We start from the raw sequence: 18,091 nt of genomic DNA on the forward strand, positions 1-18,091 counted from the left end.
GACTACGTTACTTTCAGTTATGATTACTGACAGTAGGTATATTATTACTTTTACCCTAAAAAGTAAAAAAAGAAAATAATTATTCTTTATGACGTTCATAACTTCTCTCTTCCGGCTTCAAACCTTTCAAAGCTCAGTTAAATAATAATATCATAACTTTATTGCTGATTACAAAACAGGAGTTATGAAGTTTATGATATTTTTCTGGGGAGCTCTCCTCTTCTTTTTCTGCGTTCCTTTTCCGGTTTTCATTTACATGATAACTGAAGAAGTCATAACAGAACCGAGAAATTCATTTGCCGTTAGCTATGGATATCTCGGTTTTTCGTTACTGATCTGGATATATATCATTATTTTCTTTATCAATAACCTTTTTGTTAAAACATTTAAACAGAGAAATACCATTTATTCCATTCTTAGAAACGGAATTCCGAGAGAGGCCAGAGTCACCCGTTTTACGCTGATCAAATATTTTCCTAAAACCAATATGAATGCCATTCAGATTGAGCTTTCATTTCCTAATCTCAGGAATACCATGATTGAGCACGAAATGATGTTTCATGATTCCAGACCTCAGGAAAAAAGATATGATGCGGGAAAGACGGTAAAGATACTGCTGAACCCCAATGTTTCACAGGAGCCTTATTGTATTTTAAGCAATCAGAAAGTGAAGGTGAATGCATCAGCAATATTACTCAGAGGAGTTTTTGTCATCTTACTTATTGCTTATGTAATAGGGTTATATTATTATTTCTACACAAGAGAATCTTTTGATTTTGGGTGGCGATTTCTCACCTTTATGCACCCGATTATTTTCAGCGGCATGATGATGATTATTTATATACTGGTATTTCAGCTGATTATCGGGAAATTTTTTAAGAATACGAAAGAAGAGCGGATTCTGTTTTCCGGAAGAAATGCCCGGGCTGAAATTATAGGTATAAGTGAGACCGGCGTAAGCGTTAACGATCAGCCTCAAATTATGTTTCAGGTCAGCTTTAAAGATTTCAGAGGAAAGGAACATTTTGCAGTGTATAAAAAAATAGTCAGCCATCTGAATCTTTCTTCTGTACCTAAACAAGGCAGCATAGAAATTCTGTATGATGAAAATAACCCTGAGAAAATTATAATTCCGAAAATTTTTTAGAATATAAAACAGAGGTATCAGATGTTCCTTTGTGATTTCCGGCTTTTTTCCTTCCTTTGTCAAATCAAACAGAGTACATGAAAACAACCATCGTCGATTTATCCAAACCTATTCAGTACAATGCAGGTGACCCATGGTTCATGCGGGTAAAGATCAAGCATAAATCTCACAAAAAATCCCATTGGCTGATTCGTCTGGCTCTGAACCTTCCATTCAGGCTTTTCCCGAAAAACTGGACGGGATGGGCAGATGATACGATCAAAAATATGGGACTTCATGCGACTACTCATATTGATGCCCCATGGCATTATGGGCCTGTTGTAGAAGGGAAACCCGCTAAAACCATAGACCAGATTCCTCTGGAATGGTGTTATGGGGACGGAATTGTAATTGACTGTACTCATAAAGAAGATTTTGTGGCTATCACAATAGATGATCTTAAAAAGGATCTTGATAAAAACGGTATTGTGATTCAGGAAGGTAATATCGTGTTGATCAGAACTGACCGTGATGAAATGATGGGAACTTCCGATTTTGTGGAAAAAGGAACAGGAATGAGCCGTGAAGCTACGGAATGGCTGATCGATCAGGGGGTGAAAGTAATGGGTATCGATCAGTGGGGATGGGATTTGCCATTGAAATTTATGGCCAAAAGGGCAAAAGAACTGAATGATCCGGAATATTTCTGGGAAGGACACCGTGTAGGTATTGAAAAAGAATATTTGCATATCGAACAGCTTACCAATCTTAAATCGTTGCCGCCATCAGGATTTAAGGTCTGTGTATTTCCTCTTAAAATTGTAGGCGGATCTGCAGCACCGGCAAGGGTAGTAGCCATGATGAATGAATAGAATATCAATAAAAAAAACAAAAGAGCGGATTTGTAGGGTTAACAAATCCGCTCTTTTTATTATATACTTAGTTTCTGTTATTTCTTTTTAAAGAATAAAGATCTGTTATATTCAAAATTCATTCTGGCGATATTCAGTACTGAAATTCCTTGTGGGCACTCTACTTCACAGGCTTCAGTATTGGAGCAATGTCCGAATAATTCGGTGTCCATCTGGGCTACCATATCCAATACACGTTTGCTTCTTTCTTCTTTTCCTTGCGGAAGTAAAACCATATGAGTGATTTTTGCCGAGGTAAATAATGCGGCACTTCCGTTTTTGCAGGTTGCTACACAGGCACCACATCCGATGCAGGCTGCAGAATCAAAAGATTCTTCGGCAGTCTGATGAGTAACAGGAATGGCTGTCGCATCGGGCGCCTGCCCTGTATTGACAGATACAAAACCTCCTGATGAGATGATCCTGTCAAAAGCGGAACGGTCTACCTTCAGGTCTTTTTTTACCGGAAAAGCTTCTGCCCGGAATGGTTCTATCAGAATGGTTTCACCATCTTTAAAAGAACGTAGGTGAAGTTGGCAGGTTGTTGTATGTTTTAAGGGACCATGGGCAATCCCGTTAATCATCATTCCGCACTGGCCGCAGATTCCTTCGCGGCAGTCATGATCAAATTCTACAGGTTCATCTCCTTCAATGATCAGTTTCTCATTCAGTGTGTCCAGCATTTCAAGGAAAGACATGTCGGGATTCAGTCCTTTAAGGTCATAGCTGACCAGTTTTCCCTCACTTTTTCTGTCTTTCTGTCTCCATATCTTAAGGTGTAAATCCATAATTTTTGTTTTTTATTTGTAACTTCTTACCGTTGGCTGCATTTCTTCGAAGACCAGTGGTTCCCTGATCAGTTCGGGTTCGCTGTTTGTCCCGGTCCAGCCCCAGGCGGAAATAAACTGGTACTCTGCATCATTTCTCATCGCTTCTCCATCCGGAGTCTGGAACTCTTCACGGAAATGGGCACCACAGGATTCATTACGGGTTAAGGCATCGTAGCACATCAGTTCACCAATTTCGAAATAATCGGCAACACGGCCGGCTTTTTCAAGTTCAGTATTCATGGTATCACCTTGTCCGGAGACCTTCACATCTCGGTAAAATTCCTGTTTTAATTTTCTGATCTCCTGAATAGCGTATTTTAGCCCCTCTTCATTTCTGGCAAGTCCGCAATAATCGTAAAGCAGTTTTCCCAATGTTTTATGAAAGTGGTCAACGGTCTGGGTTCCCTGGATATTCATCAGGTCCTGAATCTGCTGTTTCACGGCTTTTTCAGTCTGTTCAAATTCCGGCGTATCCGATGAGATTTTGCCGGTATGAATTTCATCCGCCAGATAATTGGCAATGGTGTAAGGAGCGATAAAATAACCGTCTACGGAAGCCTGCAAAAGAGAATTGGCTCCTAAGCGGTTAGCTCCGTGATCTGCAAAGTTGGCTTCTCCCAAAGCGAAAAGTCCCGGAACGGTGGTCATTAATTCATAATCTACCCAAAGTCCACCCATGGAAAAATGCGCGGAAGGAGAAATCATCATGGGTTCCTTATAAGCATCATATCCTGTTATTTTAAGATACATATCAAATAAGTTTCCATATTTTTCTTTGATCTTATCTTTTCCCTGTTCTTTGATAGCTTTTGAAAAATCAAGGTAAACGGCATTTTTTAACGGTCCGATTCCATAGCCGGCATCAATTCTTTCTTTTGCGGCACGGGAGGAAATATCTCTCGGAGCAAGGTTTCCGAAAGCCGGATATCTTCTTTCAAGATAATAATCTCTTTCATTTTCAGGAATATCATTGGGTTTTCTGTTTTCACCCGGTTGTGCAGGAACCCAGATACGTCCGTCATTACGTAATGACTCAGACATCAAAGTCAGTTTAGACTGATAGTCACCGGACTGAGGAAGAGAAGTCGGGTGTACCTGAATCCAGCTCGGAGAAGCCATTAAAGCTCCTTTTTTATGAGCTCTCCAGATGGCGGAGCCGTTACATCCCATGGCTAGTGTAGAAAGGTAATAGATTTTTCCGTAACCGCCTGTAGCCAATACTACTGCATGAGCAGCATGTCTTTCAATTTCTCCGGTATCTAAATTCCTTACAATAATTCCTCTTGCCTTTCCGTCAATGACAACCAGATCAAGCATTTCGTGTCTTGAAAATAACTGAACAGAGCCTTTTCCGACTTGTCTCATTAAAGCCTGATAAGCTCCAAGAAGCAGCTGTTGTCCGGTTTGTCCTCTTGCATAGAAAGTACGGCTTACCTGAACACCTCCGAAAGAACGGTTGTTAAGGTAACCACCATATTCACGACCAAACGGAACACCTTGTGCTACAGCCTGATCGATGAGGTTTAAAGAACATTCGGCCATACGGTAAACATTGGCTTCGCGTGCTCTGAAGTCACCCCCTTTGAGAGTATCTACAAACATTCTGTATACACTGTCTCCATCGTTTTTATAATTTTTGGCAGCATTTACCCCTCCTTGTGCAGCGACAGAATGGGCTCTTCTGGGGCTGTCCTGGAAACAGAATGATTTAACATTATATCCCATTTCGCCCAGTGAAGCAGCTATGGAGCTTCCAGCCAGTCCTGTTCCCACGACAATGACATCCAGCTTTTTACGGTTAGCCGGATTGACGAGTTTTGCTTTCTTTTTATAGTTGTCCCATTTTTGTTCCAAAGGGCCTTGTGGTATTTTTGAATCTAAAATCATGATAAGTCTTTTAATGGTAAGTAAAGAACACATACACCGGCATCAGGGCAAAACCCAGGCTGATGATGATGGAATAGGCGATTCCAATGGTTTTAAACCATTTTACAAATTTAGGATGGTAAAGCCCCAAGGTCCTTACGGCACTGTGTATTCCATGGATCATATGGTAACATAAAGCAATCATGGACAGGACATAGATGATCACATACCACCATTCTTTGAAAACGGTTACCACAAGAATATACAGATCTTTATTGCCATTTTCATCCAAAGGAGGATTTCCGAATTTATAGATGTACCAGAAGTTTTGAAAATGAATGACCAGAAAAATAAGAATTAATGTTCCTAATATTCCCATATTCCGGGATGCCCACTGACTTGCCCTTCCACGTTTGTCATTCCGGTAGTTTCCTCCCGTTTTTTTATTTTTTAAAGTGATCACTAATCCGTCAGCAGCATGCACAATGATACTGGCATACAAAACATAAGAAACTATTTTGATAATGATATTTCCTGATAAAAAATGAGAGTACGCATTAAACTGAAGATGCGCCTGCTCCTGCGGAAGAAACAACTGGAGATTTCCCAGAAAGTGAATCAGCAGAAAGAACCCCAGAAAGAGCCCGGTAAGACACATCAGCATTTTTCTTGACAATGTTGATAACATAGAGTTGATTTAATAATTAATAATATCCTAAAACTTTCATCCACAATCCTCCTACAACCATGTAGATAATTAATAATACAATACCTATTTCGAGACCTCTGAGCCACCATGCTTTAAGATCTACATATCCGCTTCCGAAGAATACCGGTGCCGGACCGTGTCCATAATGGGTAAGCACTCCATAAATTGAGCCCATAAAACCAAGCATCATGGCCAATAACATAGGAGGAATTCCTAAAGAAACCCCTACACCCAAAAGAGCGGCATACATGGCTGCTACGTGGGCAGTGGCACTTGCAAAAATATAGTGACTGAAGAAATAAACTACAATAATAACCGGGAAGGCTACCTGCCAGCTCAGACCTCCGATTTGTACCTTGATAAGGTTGCTGAACCAGCCAATAAAGCCTAATTCATTTAAAGAACTGGCCATCATAACCAGTACGGCAAACCAGACAATAGTATCCCAGGCTCCTTTTTCTCCTTTTACATCTTCCCAGGTCAATACGGAAGTTAACAGAAGTAAAGTTAACCCGATGAACGCTGTAGTAGTAGCATCAATAGAAAGCGCTCCTCCAAAAATCCATAAGACTAAAAGAATGAAAAAAGCCAGTAACATCAGCCATTCGTTTCTGGAGATAGGCCCCATTTCTTTTAATTTCTGTGCTGCCATTTTCGGTGCATCTCCTGTTTTTTTCAATTCAGGCGGGTACAATTTGTATAAAACCAAAGGAACTACAAAGAAGGCAACAGCTCCGGGAATAAAACCGGCAGCGGCCCATGACATCCACGTAATATTTATTCCGAGATTGGCTGCAAATTTCTGACACATCGGGTTACTTGCAGTCCCTGTAAGAAACATAGATGAGGCGATAAGGTTCATATAATAACTGTTCAATGTTAAAAATGAACCTAGTTTTCTGTGAGTTTCCGGCTTTTCCGGAACGGAATCAAAACTCATGGCCATAGACTTCATGATCGGATAAATAATTCCTCCGCCTCTTGCTGTATTACTCGGAATAGCAGGAGCCAGACATACATCAGCAAGTCCTAAACCGTAAGCAAGTCCTAATGAACTTTTACCGAAAATTCGGATGAATAAAAAGGCAATACGGTTTCCAAGTCCGGTTTTGATAAATCCCCGGGCAATAAAAAATGAGATCCCGATCAGCCAGATGACTTTATCTCCGAAGCCTGAAAGTGCCTTTGTAATTGATTTTCCCGGATCACCAGGAGCTACCACTTCGGTAAGTGCTGTAAATCCAATGGCCATCATACACATCGTTCCCATGGGAGCCGCTTTTAAGATAATCCCTAAAATGGTTGCTGCAAAGATGGCAAACAAATGCCAGGCATTCTCAGCAACTCCCTCCGGAGCAGGAATGAACCATATGATTAATGCAACGGCAAATGTAATTGCTACGTTTTTGATATTAATTTCTTTCATGATAATCACTATTTAAGGGTTAAAATCTACTCTGTACCTGAACGATGAATAGATTGTTGTTGTATTGGGAGGTATTTTCCACCTGATATTTATAGCGGTCAAACTGAACACCCAGCTGAATTCTTGCACCGTAATTTTTCAGAAACTCGAGTCCGAACATCGGGGTAACAGTTTGTCTTGGATTAGAATCCATCCGAAAATTGGTATCCAGATATTCATACCGGCATGAAACTTCAAAAGCACTCAGGTTTTTGTGGTTGATCTCATACCTTAGATTAGGAAGGAAATAAATTCCACGAACGAGATACTGATCCGGATTGGCAGGTCTTATTTCAGGATCAATAGAGTTGTATAAAACATGATTGGTTGCCTGTTTTGCTTCCAGCTGCATATCAAGGCTCCATCTCGGATCGAATTTTACCAAAGAACTCAGATCCACCCCCAAAGCATATACTTTTTTACTGAATACTTCTCCGATACCTCCGTTTAGGCCTACATTGAAATTGTACTTTTTAGATAAGCCAAAAACCAGACGGGTAGAATACTGCTTTCCGTTATCATTATCATTGATTTGATTTTTTCCGTTTCCATTGACTACAGAAACGGCATATTGAAATGGAATTTCTCCGAGCTGAAGCTGCCCTGTGGCAGACATTCCGATTTGAAAACTTGTCCAGCCCAGCTTTCCGAATTCAGTATATTGATTAGACCAGTCTAAAGATTTAATAATATCGATCGGGTACGTTTCCTCAATTCCGAACCAGGGTCTGAATTGTCCTACGGTAATGGCCAGTTTAGGATTGAAAGTATATTTCAGGTAAGCATTTTCCAGAACTCTGCTTTTAGGATCATTCTTGAAATCGGCAAGGTTTGCCAAGACTACCACTTCTGTACGTTTACTGATTTGTGCCCGTACCTGAACCCTCATGTATTTCAGCATGAAATTATTGCTGGTTCCGGAACCGTCCGAATGATGAAGTCCGTTTACATCAACATCTTTGCTCATTCCTACCAGATAACGTGCCTGAAAAAGGCCTTTAATCTGAAGCTGCGGATATTTCACATGTTCATCTTCGGGTTGAGGTTGGGTTTGTAAAGAATCCTGTATTTGTGCATTTGCTGAAAACCAACAGGCCAGCATGCACAGCAACAGGCTTTTCTTTTTGATTGAAAAAAAGGCCATATCTTTTTATTTGTTTTTATTTTTATTAAAGCCGGAAAGTACTAAAATGCTTTCGTGGCTTTCCGGTCAGTTTTTTGATTGATCATCACTATCTTTTCAGGGAACATTAATCATTGTAATCGTACTTATCTTCATCATTCAAAGGGTAAACAATGAGGCGTATTTTTTGCACGCTGAACAGGGCACTTAATCATTTAAGTGTTACTCCTGTTGGATTTGTGATGTGATTTTAGTTTAATCCCAAAAATTTGAATGGCGTTGATTCTTTAAAATCTGTATTTGATTTACCGTTGTAAGTATGGTAGCCGCTTAAATCAAGCTTCATTACTTTTCCTTTCGGGCCCAGATCAAAATCTTTAAGATCTACCCAGAAAGTATTAGGTGTGAATACCGTTTCAAAATAATAGACAAGATTTTTTTGATCTGAAACAGAACGCCATCTTGTAGAAGAAATATTGGGTTCCGTTGCCGAAGTGATTCCATAAGGTACAGAACAGTTTCTGATTACGCTGAAAACACTGGCAACGGCAGTACGGGTATCTGAGGTTCTCGGAATAGCATTGATGTAGTAGGATGCTCTTACAAACCGGTCTGCTGCGCGGTTGGTTCCCGGAAGCATAACTGTTCCCGGAATACCTTTCCAGTAATTGTTAAGAGCTAATTGTTCTTCGAAAACCGGAGAATTGGTCATTACCGTGTAAGAAGGATCATGATGGATCACCAGCTTACCGTTGATATACTCAAAGACGGCATTATCACCGGTAGCATCGGAAATGGAAAGGTGTACTGTTGTAAATCTTTCAGTTCCTGGAATATAATCACTTACAATAACAAATGGCTCTTTTCTTGAGAATTCTACGGCTTCTTTTACAGTGGCAAAATTATCCAGATAATATTGTGCCCATAGCGAAATGGCCAGTCCCTTTTTATTTCCTTTCGGATCGAACTTCGGATATTGGGACTCACCAAGCCAGAGCAGATTGGCAACCAGTCCTTTTTCGTTCATTCCGTCTGCAGAAGCAATATCCCAGCTGGAACTGATGATACTGCCGTATTTGGAAGTCCATTTTACAGATTTAGGACCTGCTTCTCCGGTATGGTCTATTCCTTTTGGGAAAACCCAGAGATTGGCCGGGATTTCATCACGCCAGTCCATAGAACGGGCTGTAAGAATGGTATTTTCCGGACCTTTGTAGACAACACGGGTGCAGGCTTCTGACGGATTCCATAATCCTATTGAAAGGACCAGTGAAAATAAAATTAATGGGAACTTTTTCATAATAGTATTATTTGAATTTAAATTTTATATTGAATTTATTGTGAATAATTCAATGAATTTTTAATCATATTCATTATTTAGTGATATAAATTTAGCCAAATTTGTTTAAATAACATAATTATTTTGACTCCTAATATGCAATTCCTGCGATGAATCATGAATAAAGGGAGGAAGGCTGCATAAATGGATTTTTTTTTGTATATTTTAGAGATATCTCATTAAAATATGGGTAAAATAAAGAATGTTTCAAAGTAATTTTAAACCGATCGGAAAGCAAACCCGGCAGAAATCATTTCAGGAAGCAGTCTGAAAAAAAAATTAAATACCACACCAATAAGGCTGTGGAAAAAAAGACCTATCTTTGATAGATTGACTGACATACTTATATGAATTTTGTAGAGTGCCATGAAGAACCCATCCATATTCCAGGCTATATACAAAGTTTTGGTTATCTCATTGGCATCAATGCAGAATCGCACTCCATTACTTTTTTCAGCAGGAATATTCCGGATCTATTTAAAATCGGAAGCTCAGATGAGCTTTTTGACAGGAAACTTACGGACTTTCCGGAAATTTTTCAGACGATTATAGCTTCGGATATCTATACTTCACTGAATAAACTTACCAGAAGAGAAAACGAAACCTATTTTGATAAGGTTTTCATTGGTGATAAAGAATATCATTTTTCTATTCACCGAAGCGGAGAATATATCTTTTTGGAATTTGAGGAAGTACTGATCAATCCTGATAAAAGGATTTCAAATAAGTATGATAATTTTTATGGGATAGATAATACGGAGGAACTCTGGAACCATTTGCTGGAAACACTTGCCAAAGTTGTGAATTATGACCGGATGATGGTATATAAATTTATGATGGACGGCTCAGGGAAAGTCATTGCAGAAAAAAAGGGGGATGATATGGAAAGTTTCCTTGGTCTTCATTATCCTGAATCCGATATTCCCAAACAGGCAAGGGCACTTTATCTTAAAAAAAGAAAAAGAATATTCAGTAATGTGTATGCAGACACCGTCCCGATTCTAAGTAAAACGGTGGAGAATATTGATCTGAGTTTTTCTGCATCAAGAGGAATGTCGCCTATTCACGGACAGTATCTAAAGAATTCAGGCGTTTCTTCAAGTTTCAGTGTTTCTATTATTCTTGATGATCATCTTTGGGGGCTTGTAACCTGCCAAAATGTAGAACCCAGACATATTGATCTTGAAGACAGGGTTCAGGCAGGTATTTTTACGGCACTTGCAGCCAATGCCTATTCATCATTTAAATCCAAAAATGAATTGAATTATCGTTTGGAAGTGAATGAAAAATTAGCTGAGCTTAAAACCGATTTTTTAAAGCATAATCATTTATTTGATTCGCTGGTCGATAATAAAACAGAAATTAAAAATTTGCCTGAAGCAGATGGTCTTGCCATTATTTCAGATGAACATATGGTGACGGAAGGGCTCACTCCTACATCGGAAGTGATCAGTCATATTGTGCAGTGGGCACTGGAAAATACAGAGGAAAAAATCTATGTCAGCCGGGATTTTCTGAAAAGTTACGGACAAGAACTGGGACTTCCGGAAAGTGCAGCGGGAATCATTATTTACTTTATTGCAAGGGATAAAAACGAAATGCTGATCTGGTTCCGAAAGGAATTTGATGAGCATATCAAATGGGCCGGAAATCCTGAAAAAAATATAGGGGTCTTCTCTCAAAACGGAGAAGAGAAACAAATTGTATCGCCCAGAACATCCTTCCACATTTTTACAGAAAATATTAAAGGTTATTCTAAAAGATGGAATTCCAGAAATATCAGTGCTGTACATGCAGTTCGTGATCTGATCCTGGAAACCTCCCATAAAAATTATAATACCATTAAAAGGCTGAATGATGAGCTTAAAAAAGTGAATGAAGAACTGGACAGCTTTTCGTACACGATTTCTCATGATCTGGGAACTCCTCTGACAGTCATGAAACTCAATGCACAAATGCTTTTGGGAAATCTTGCCGGTGATGCTGACAAAAGTAAAAATAAAATCAATACGATCATTGAGGAGATTGATAATATGGCCGAAATGATGCAGGACGTTCTGCAGCTCAGCCGTGCAAAACACAGCGAGATCCAGCTTGAAAGCCTGAAAACCAATGGAACCATTCGTAAAATTTCTGAGAATGCAAAGATGACCTATGGCAATTCTAAAAGTGAGATTGTGATTAAAGAATGTCCGGATGTACTGGCGGATAAAACCATGCTTCATCAGGTATTCTTAAACATTATCAATAATGCAGTGAAATATTCGTCCCATAAAGATCTGCCGAAGGTAGAAATTGAAGGTACGGCAGATGGGCAGACGATTGTGTACCGGATTTCGGATAATGGAATCGGAATTCCCGAAGAAGAAAAACATAAGATGTTTAAAATTTTCAACAGGATGGATAATGCGAAAAAATTTAAAGGAAACGGGGTAGGTTTATCCATTGTTCATCGTATTATGAAAAGAATTGGCGGAAATGTTGATTACGAGAGCAATAAAGAGGGGACTTCTTTCATTTTAACGTTTAAAAAGCCTTACATTTGAGAAACTTTTAAAACGTTATTATGGTATCAGAATATCTAAAACAAAACACCGCAGATTATCACGATGCAGCCGAAAAGCTTTTTAATTCTGAAAAAATTTTTAATAAGACTTTCACTTTAGAAGATTATAAAAAGATCATCCATACCAATTACCTGATGCTGCTTCACAGCGAAGATCAGATTTTCAGCAGCCTTTCGGATAAATACTCACAAAAACTTCAGCTTAATGAAAGAAAAAAGCTCTACCTGATTGAAAAAGATCTGAAGAGCCTTTCTCTGGACAATCAGGAAATTACAAACCCCCTGGAATTGAATAATGAACATGAAGCTTTTGGGGCGATGTATGTGATTGAAGGTTCAACACTGGGAGGAAATGTAATTGCCAAACAGCTTTCCAAAACGGAAGGCTTTGATGAGGTTACTTTTAATTTTTTCGGATGCTATCAGGAGAATACAGGGCCGATGTGGAAGAGCTTTAAGGAGGTGCTGGATACTGAAATTAAAGAAGAAAACTATGATGAAGTGCTTTCCGGAGCGAAAAAACTGTACTCGTTTTTACTGAATGTCAACTAATTCCCGTTAATGCTAATAAAATTCCTGAAAAATTGCGCATATTTTCAGGAATTGTTAAATTTGGGGAGTTTCAAATTTAGACTTAACTAAAAAAAATAATTTAAAAAGTATACAATATGAAAGTAACTGTAGTAGGTGCAGGCGCTGTAGGAGCAAGCTGTGCGGAATACATCGCAATGAAGAACTTCTGTTCAGAAGTAGTTTTAGTAGACATTAAAGAAGGATTTGCTGAAGGTAAAGCAATGGACTTGATGCAAACGGCGTCACTTAACGGATTCGATACAAAAATTACCGGAACAACAGGAGATTACAGTAAAACGGCAGGTTCTCATGTAGCAGTGATCACTTCAGGGATTCCAAGAAAACCTGGAATGACAAGAGAAGAATTAATCGGTATCAATGCCGGTATCGTAAAAGAAGTTACTGAAAATTTAGTAAAACATTCTCCGGAAGTAATCATCATCGTAGTTTCCAATCCAATGGATACGATGGCTTATTTAGTTCACAAAACTTCAGGTCTTCCTAAGCACAAAATCATCGGAATGGGTGGTGCATTGGATTCTGCAAGATTCAAATACAGATTGGCTGAGGCATTAGAAGCTCCGATTTCTGATGTTGACGGAATGGTAATCGCTGCCCACAGTGATACAGGAATGCTTCCATTATTGAGCAAAGCGACAAGAAACGGAGTTCCGGTAACGGAATTTTTAAACGACGATCAGCAAAAATATGTGATCGAAGAAACAAAAGTAGGAGGAGCTACTCTTACTAAATTATTAGGAACATCCGCTTGGTATGCACCGGGTGCAGCTGTTTCTGTAATGGTTCAGGCGATTGCTTGTGATCAAAAGAAAATGATCCCTTGTTCGTTAATGCTTGAAGGGGAGTACGGTCAAAATGATATCTGCTTAGGAGTTCCGGCTATCATCGGAGCCAACGGAGTAGAGAAAATTGTAAACGTAACTCTTACTGCTGAAGAGCAATTGAAATTCGCTGAAGCAGCTAACGCTGTAAGAGAGGTAAACGGAGATTTGAAATTCTAATTTCTGACCGGATTTATAATATAAAAACAGACTGTTTCCATTGAGACAGTCTGTTTTTTATTTAGTATTTGATAAATTAAATTACCTGAATTTCGTAAAGCAGACCATTCAGGAATTTTATGAATACGATCACTTTTTAACGGAAGCTTTGGTGGTCTGTGTGATGATATTCAGGATTTCCGACTGTATTCTTTCAGTAATCCATTCGTGGTCTTCCGGGGAGAGATCATGAAGTAAATTCCCATTGTTTTCATTAAAATCTGTGAACACATCCTGTAAAAATTCAGATCGAATTTCAGAAAGGCGGATCGTATTATCTGTATCGAGTGCTCCGACTTTGGAGATTACACTTTCCAGTCGGTTTGGAGTTACATAAGTTCTCAGCTCATCTGTGATAAAAGACAGATTTTCCGTCTTGGAAGAAATATCGGGGATGAAAGACCATTTTTCAGCCTGATGAAATTTTTCCTCCTCATCAAATTCAGGGTTTTTAAGCTTAATGATCGGACGATGGGAAAGCAGCTGATGATCTTTTAGGTTATAGGGTTTGATAACTACGCCTTCAATAAGATTATAGGGCAGCTCCGGAAGAGCCAGCTGTTGGGGAATAGGAGACATAATCCTTGTGTTGAAACTCAACGCTTCATTGAATTTTCCGATCAGCAAAGGTGTTGCATAAGGGATGTTGAATTGATTAAAATAGGAAACTGCCGTTTCATAATCGAGGTATTGTTTATTTCCGGATTCATCAACGATGGCAATATCAAAAGCATAGAAATGGATATCAGCAGCGTAGTAAACTCCGGTTTGTATTGCCTGTAAATTTTCTGTTGCTTTAACATCAGGGTGAGGATAATGACCTCCGAACAATTCTCCATAAAGAACATATGTTTGACCCGGGATGTGTGTTTTTAATTTTTCGAAAAATCCGGTGATGTTATTTTCTAAACGGTTAACAACCAGCTGGAAACCAAAGAAGTCATCTCCCCAGCTGAGGTATCCTCTTCTTTTAGCAAATCTGAGATGATCATTTTCGTAGGAAAAACTAAAGTTAGCCCCATGAATTTTTTCAGTGACCACCCATTTCAGTTTTTCCATCCTGGATAAATCTTTTTCATTAAGCCCGAGTTTTTTTAATGAATCAGGCATTTTCTCATATCCGGAAAATTCACTCATATCAGTTTGCTTTTATAGGAGTCACTTGTTATTATGGACAAATATATTATTTTCAGGCAAAACAAACAGGAGGTTTTCATGTAAGCGATCAATGAATTTAATAGAAAGGTACAGACTAAATCCCGGATTTTAGTTTCTTCATATTCGTATAAGGCAGCTATTAAAATAGAAAATACAGGGGACGAAATGTACTTTTACTTCTATTTTGATCTAATCATATTCAGCGATTTTTTTAAAAAGCTGGGGGTAATTTTCTATTAATCCGCTTTCATTTACTGTAATATCGGCTTTAAAATCTGTCCGGATATTTTCATAAAGATAAGTGTTGACCGATGTTCGGGTGTATCTTTGTCCGGCAGGCTTAATCTGATTGTTTAAAATATCAATATAGATCGCTTCAATTTCCTGGGAGCCGTTTTCCGGCAATTGTAAATGGTTTACTGGTAAGGTATTGGTAAAAGGAGTGAGGGAAATATCTATGAATGTAAAGCCTTTGAGATGTGTGTTGATGGTATCATTGATCTTCCATTCATTTTGTATTTTTCTTCCCCTAATCAGGTTTTTCTTTGTATTGATTTCAGATTCAATTGTAAATTCCAGGATATTCCAGCTTTTGTCGATGCTGATTGTATAATTCACATGATAGATTTTGTTCTCATAGCAACCGATTATTTTCGATGTTGCCGTATATCCGGTCTGATTTTCTCTGATATTGAAATATTCAAGAGATTCATAACAGATGCCTTTCCAGATTAATGTTTTCATCGTATATTTTGTTATTGGGATATTCTTCTTTTCCTTATTCTGCTTAAAGTTTCCCTTGCGACTCCCAGAAATGAGGCCAGTTGTATAAGAGGAATGCGTTGTATCATTTCAGGATATTTATTTTCAAGAAATTCTAATCTTTCCTGTGCTGAATAGAGTTTGAAAAGATTGGAAAATTCTTCCTGACGGGAAGCAAACTTTCGGAGGCAATGACGTCCCAAGGTTTCTATTTCAGAAGATTTCTTAGCAGCTTCAAATAATTTTTCTTTGTTAAAAATAATTGTATAAACTTCTTCACAAGCTGCAATATTGAATTCGGAAGGCTGGTTGTTTCCAAAACTGCTGAGGTTGGTGGCTATTTCATTTTCGAAGAAAAAACCTGTGTTTTTAGCCACTCCGTCTATCTCATAATACGTTTTACAAAATCCTTTACTGATGAAGAATAATGATTGACAGATTTTACCTTCCTGCAGCATCAGTTCATTTTTCTTAAAGGTTCTTTCAGAGAGGGCGGGCTGAAGCAAGTTCCAGCTTTCTTCTGAAAAAGGAGTGAGAGATTGGATGTACTGGAATAGATGGTTCATACGAATTGTATTTTCTATTGTTTTTGACAGAGAATTGGCTATTCAAAGATGAGTATTTTTTATTAAACCTGTCTGTTCGTGATTCATTTATTATAAGTAAATTGCAGTCATTGATTGTATTTGTACTATGAAAAAACTGATCTTTACTCTGCTTTTTATTCCTTTTGTATATAATGCCCAGCAAATTGTTCAGCAGGATCCTGAAATTACCCGTTACGTTTCACAGGTAAATGCAGATTCATTAAAGGGGCATATTAATAAACTGGTAAGTTTTGGAACCAGGCATACGATGAGTTCTACAACGGATCCCAAACGAGGAATCGGAGCGGCCAGAAACTGGGTTATGAAAAAGTTTAAAGATTATGGTAAAAATACGGCGGGAAGAATGGAGGTTTTTATTCAGAATCAAACAATCCAGCCGGATGGGAAAAGAATAGACCGGCCTACGGATTTAGGGAATGTAGTTGCGATACTTCACGGTACAAATCCCAATGATAAAAGGGTATTCATGATCAGCGGACATCTGGATTCAAGGGTAAGTGATGTCATGAATTCAAAAGATAATGCTCCCGGTGCTAATGATGACGGAAGCGGAGTAGGCGCGCTTATTGAAAGTGCAAGAATTCTTAGCGCATCTAAATTCCCTGCCAGTATTGTTTTTGTGGCATTTTCTGGAGAAGAACAGGGACTGCTGGGCTCAAAGATGCTTGCTGAAAAAGCTAAAAATGAAAACTGGCAACTGGAAGCTCTGCTGAATAATGATATGATTTCCAATACTTCCAGCAGTGAAACCAATCTGACCAATACATATCAATTAAGGGTTTTTTCCGAAGGTCTTCCTCAATATGAACTGGATAAAAGGGCCCAAGGCATCAGAATGCTCGGCATGGAAAATGATGGCGAGGCCAGACAGCTGGCCCGGTATATTAAAGAAATCGGGGAACGTTATGTGGATAATTTTCAGGTGAAGCTCATCTATAGAAACGACAGGTTCTTGAGAGGCGGAGATCATACTCCGTTTGTTGATAAAGGATTCCCGGCGGTAAGACTCACCGAATTCAATGAAAATTTCAACCATCAGCATCAGGATATCAGAAAAGAAAACGGAATTCAGTACGGAGATTTATCCGAGTTTATGGATTTTGAGTATTATAAAAAAAATGTAGGCGTTAATATTTCTGTATTGGCCAGTTTAGCCAAATCTCCATCGAAACCTGAAAATGTAAAAATAGAAGTGGATAAGCTTACCAATTTTACAACCCTGACATGGGAGAAACCACTATCTGGAGATCAAATCACCGGATACTATCTTTTAATGCGTGATACCGATGCATCTGTATGGCAGAAAAAGTTTTTCACCAAAGACCAGTCGATAAAGCTTCCTTATTCCAAGGATAATTATTTCTTTGGTGTACAGGCGGTAAATGCTTCGGGAAATGAAAGTCTCATTGTGATTCCTAAGGTTGGGAAATAATTGATTGGGCTGAAAAATTTCAGTCTATATCCAACGTCATAAAAACAGCAATCTCATCGGGTGAATCATAGAGTCTTGTATTGAGTCCGGTAATATTGAATCCCATTCTTCTGTAAAACTGAATAGCGGGATAATTGGTGTTCTGCGTTTCAAGTTCAATGACTCTGCAGCGTAGCCTTCTGGCTTCCCTGATACTGTTTTTAATCAGCTGTATTCCGATCCCCTGACGTCTGTATTTTTCATGAATCAGAATATTTTCAATATAGAAACTGTTGTTCCATGTTCTGTGTTCACCAATGATCCAGCCGATCAGTTCATCCTGAATGTAGGCTCCGAAAGAACAGCCTTTTTCGATAACTTCATTCAGGTCGTTCAGTTCATCGGAAGAAGTTTTCCAGATTTTGGTATACGAGAAAGATTTTTCCTTCAGGGTAAATTCAAAAAGGCGATTATATTCAATGGAAGAAACTGAATAGATCATATCCGTGGAATAGCCATTGTGTCCCCATTTCATAGAAGGATCGGTCTTTAATGTTTCCAGCTTTTTTATTTCCATGGCTCA

16 protein-coding genes are annotated in these 18,091 nt (G+C 38.7%); 6 read left to right on the plus strand and 10 right to left on the minus strand.

Going from position 1 to position 18,091, the window contains the following annotated elements; translation table 11 throughout:
- Positions 1 to 184: 184 nt before the first annotated feature.
- Entirely contained in the window at positions 185 to 1,147 is a 963-nt protein-coding gene (locus JO178_RS20905; RefSeq protein ID WP_291940173.1) for a hypothetical protein, read from the plus strand.
- Positions 1,148 to 1,224: 77 nt separating this feature from the next.
- Complete coding sequence (locus tag JO178_RS20910; RefSeq protein ID WP_291940174.1) at positions 1,225 to 1,998, plus strand: cyclase family protein; 774 nt, start codon at positions 1,225 to 1,227, stop codon at positions 1,996 to 1,998.
- 77 nt (positions 1,999 to 2,075) lie between these two features.
- Here the strand turns inward: JO178_RS20910 and JO178_RS20915 are convergent, their stop codons facing one another.
- The 6 genes from JO178_RS20915 to JO178_RS20940 form a co-directional block, all read right to left on the minus strand.
- Positions 2,076 to 2,825: a succinate dehydrogenase/fumarate reductase iron-sulfur subunit gene (locus JO178_RS20915; protein ID WP_291940176.1), complete on the minus strand. Its 750-nt coding sequence runs from the start codon at positions 2,823 to 2,825 to the stop codon at positions 2,076 to 2,078.
- A gap of 12 nt (positions 2,826 to 2,837) precedes the next feature.
- On the minus strand, positions 2,838 to 4,754 hold the full coding sequence (locus JO178_RS20920; protein ID WP_291940178.1) for a fumarate reductase/succinate dehydrogenase flavoprotein subunit: 1,917 nt from the start codon (positions 4,752 to 4,754) through the stop codon (positions 2,838 to 2,840).
- A 10-nt stretch (positions 4,755 to 4,764) separates the two neighbouring features.
- Entirely contained in the window at positions 4,765 to 5,421 is a 657-nt protein-coding gene (locus JO178_RS20925) for a succinate dehydrogenase cytochrome b subunit (RefSeq protein ID WP_291940180.1), read from the minus strand.
- A gap of 16 nt (positions 5,422 to 5,437) precedes the next feature.
- The gene (locus tag JO178_RS20930; RefSeq protein WP_291940182.1) at positions 5,438 to 6,868 is read right to left on the minus strand and encodes an anion permease; all 1,431 of its coding nucleotides are present in this window, start codon (positions 6,866 to 6,868) and stop codon (positions 5,438 to 5,440) included.
- A 19-nt stretch (positions 6,869 to 6,887) separates the two neighbouring features.
- Positions 6,888 to 8,051 (minus strand): porin, encoded by a 1,164-nt coding sequence (locus JO178_RS20935; RefSeq protein ID WP_291940184.1) that lies wholly within the window; start codon positions 8,049 to 8,051, stop codon positions 6,888 to 6,890.
- Positions 8,052 to 8,280: 229 nt separating this feature from the next.
- Complete coding sequence (locus JO178_RS20940) at positions 8,281 to 9,330, minus strand: linear amide C-N hydrolase (RefSeq protein ID WP_291940186.1); 1,050 nt, start codon at positions 9,328 to 9,330, stop codon at positions 8,281 to 8,283.
- 386 nt (positions 9,331 to 9,716) lie between these two features.
- Here JO178_RS20940 and JO178_RS20945 point away from each other — a divergent pair, with 386 nt between their 5' ends.
- The 3 genes from JO178_RS20945 to JO178_RS20955 all read left to right on the plus strand — a co-directional run bounded on the left by JO178_RS20945 (position 9,717) and on the right by JO178_RS20955 (position 13,530).
- Positions 9,717 to 11,915: an ATP-binding protein gene (locus tag JO178_RS20945; RefSeq protein ID WP_291940188.1), complete on the plus strand. Its 2,199-nt coding sequence runs from the start codon at positions 9,717 to 9,719 to the stop codon at positions 11,913 to 11,915.
- Between the two features lie 20 nt (positions 11,916 to 11,935).
- On the plus strand, positions 11,936 to 12,487 hold the full coding sequence (locus tag JO178_RS20950; RefSeq protein WP_291940190.1) for a biliverdin-producing heme oxygenase: 552 nt from the start codon (positions 11,936 to 11,938) through the stop codon (positions 12,485 to 12,487).
- Between the two features lie 116 nt (positions 12,488 to 12,603).
- On the plus strand, positions 12,604 to 13,530 hold the full coding sequence (locus JO178_RS20955; RefSeq protein WP_291940192.1) for a malate dehydrogenase: 927 nt from the start codon (positions 12,604 to 12,606) through the stop codon (positions 13,528 to 13,530).
- A gap of 129 nt (positions 13,531 to 13,659) precedes the next feature.
- Here JO178_RS20955 and JO178_RS20960 read toward each other — a convergent pair whose 3' ends face one another.
- From JO178_RS20960 to JO178_RS20970, 3 genes are all read right to left on the minus strand, one after another.
- Positions 13,660 to 14,706 carry an RNA ligase family protein gene (locus JO178_RS20960; RefSeq protein ID WP_291940194.1) on the minus strand — a complete coding sequence of 349 codons (1,047 nt, stop codon included), beginning with the start codon at positions 14,704 to 14,706 and terminating at the stop codon, positions 13,660 to 13,662.
- 210 nt (positions 14,707 to 14,916) lie between these two features.
- Complete coding sequence (locus tag JO178_RS20965; protein ID WP_291940196.1) at positions 14,917 to 15,471, minus strand: putative glycolipid-binding domain-containing protein; 555 nt, start codon at positions 15,469 to 15,471, stop codon at positions 14,917 to 14,919.
- An 11-nt stretch (positions 15,472 to 15,482) separates the two neighbouring features.
- Entirely contained in the window at positions 15,483 to 16,055 is a 573-nt protein-coding gene (locus JO178_RS20970; RefSeq protein WP_291940197.1) for a Crp/Fnr family transcriptional regulator, read from the minus strand.
- A gap of 127 nt (positions 16,056 to 16,182) precedes the next feature.
- Here JO178_RS20970 and JO178_RS20975 point away from each other — a divergent pair, with 127 nt between their 5' ends.
- A complete protein-coding gene (locus tag JO178_RS20975) occupies positions 16,183 to 17,529 on the plus strand; it encodes a M28 family metallopeptidase (protein WP_291940199.1) in 1,347 nt (448 codons plus the stop codon).
- Between the two features lie 19 nt (positions 17,530 to 17,548).
- Here the strand turns inward: JO178_RS20975 and JO178_RS20980 are convergent, their stop codons facing one another.
- Positions 17,549 to 18,085 carry a GNAT family N-acetyltransferase gene (locus tag JO178_RS20980; RefSeq protein ID WP_291940201.1) on the minus strand — a complete coding sequence of 179 codons (537 nt, stop codon included), beginning with the start codon at positions 18,083 to 18,085 and terminating at the stop codon, positions 17,549 to 17,551.
- Between the last annotated feature and the right edge of the window lie 6 nt (positions 18,086 to 18,091).

Origin of the sequence: Chryseobacterium sp., from assembly GCF_019236175.1 — a bacterium.
GTDB lineage: Bacteria > Bacteroidota > Bacteroidia > Flavobacteriales > Weeksellaceae > Chryseobacterium.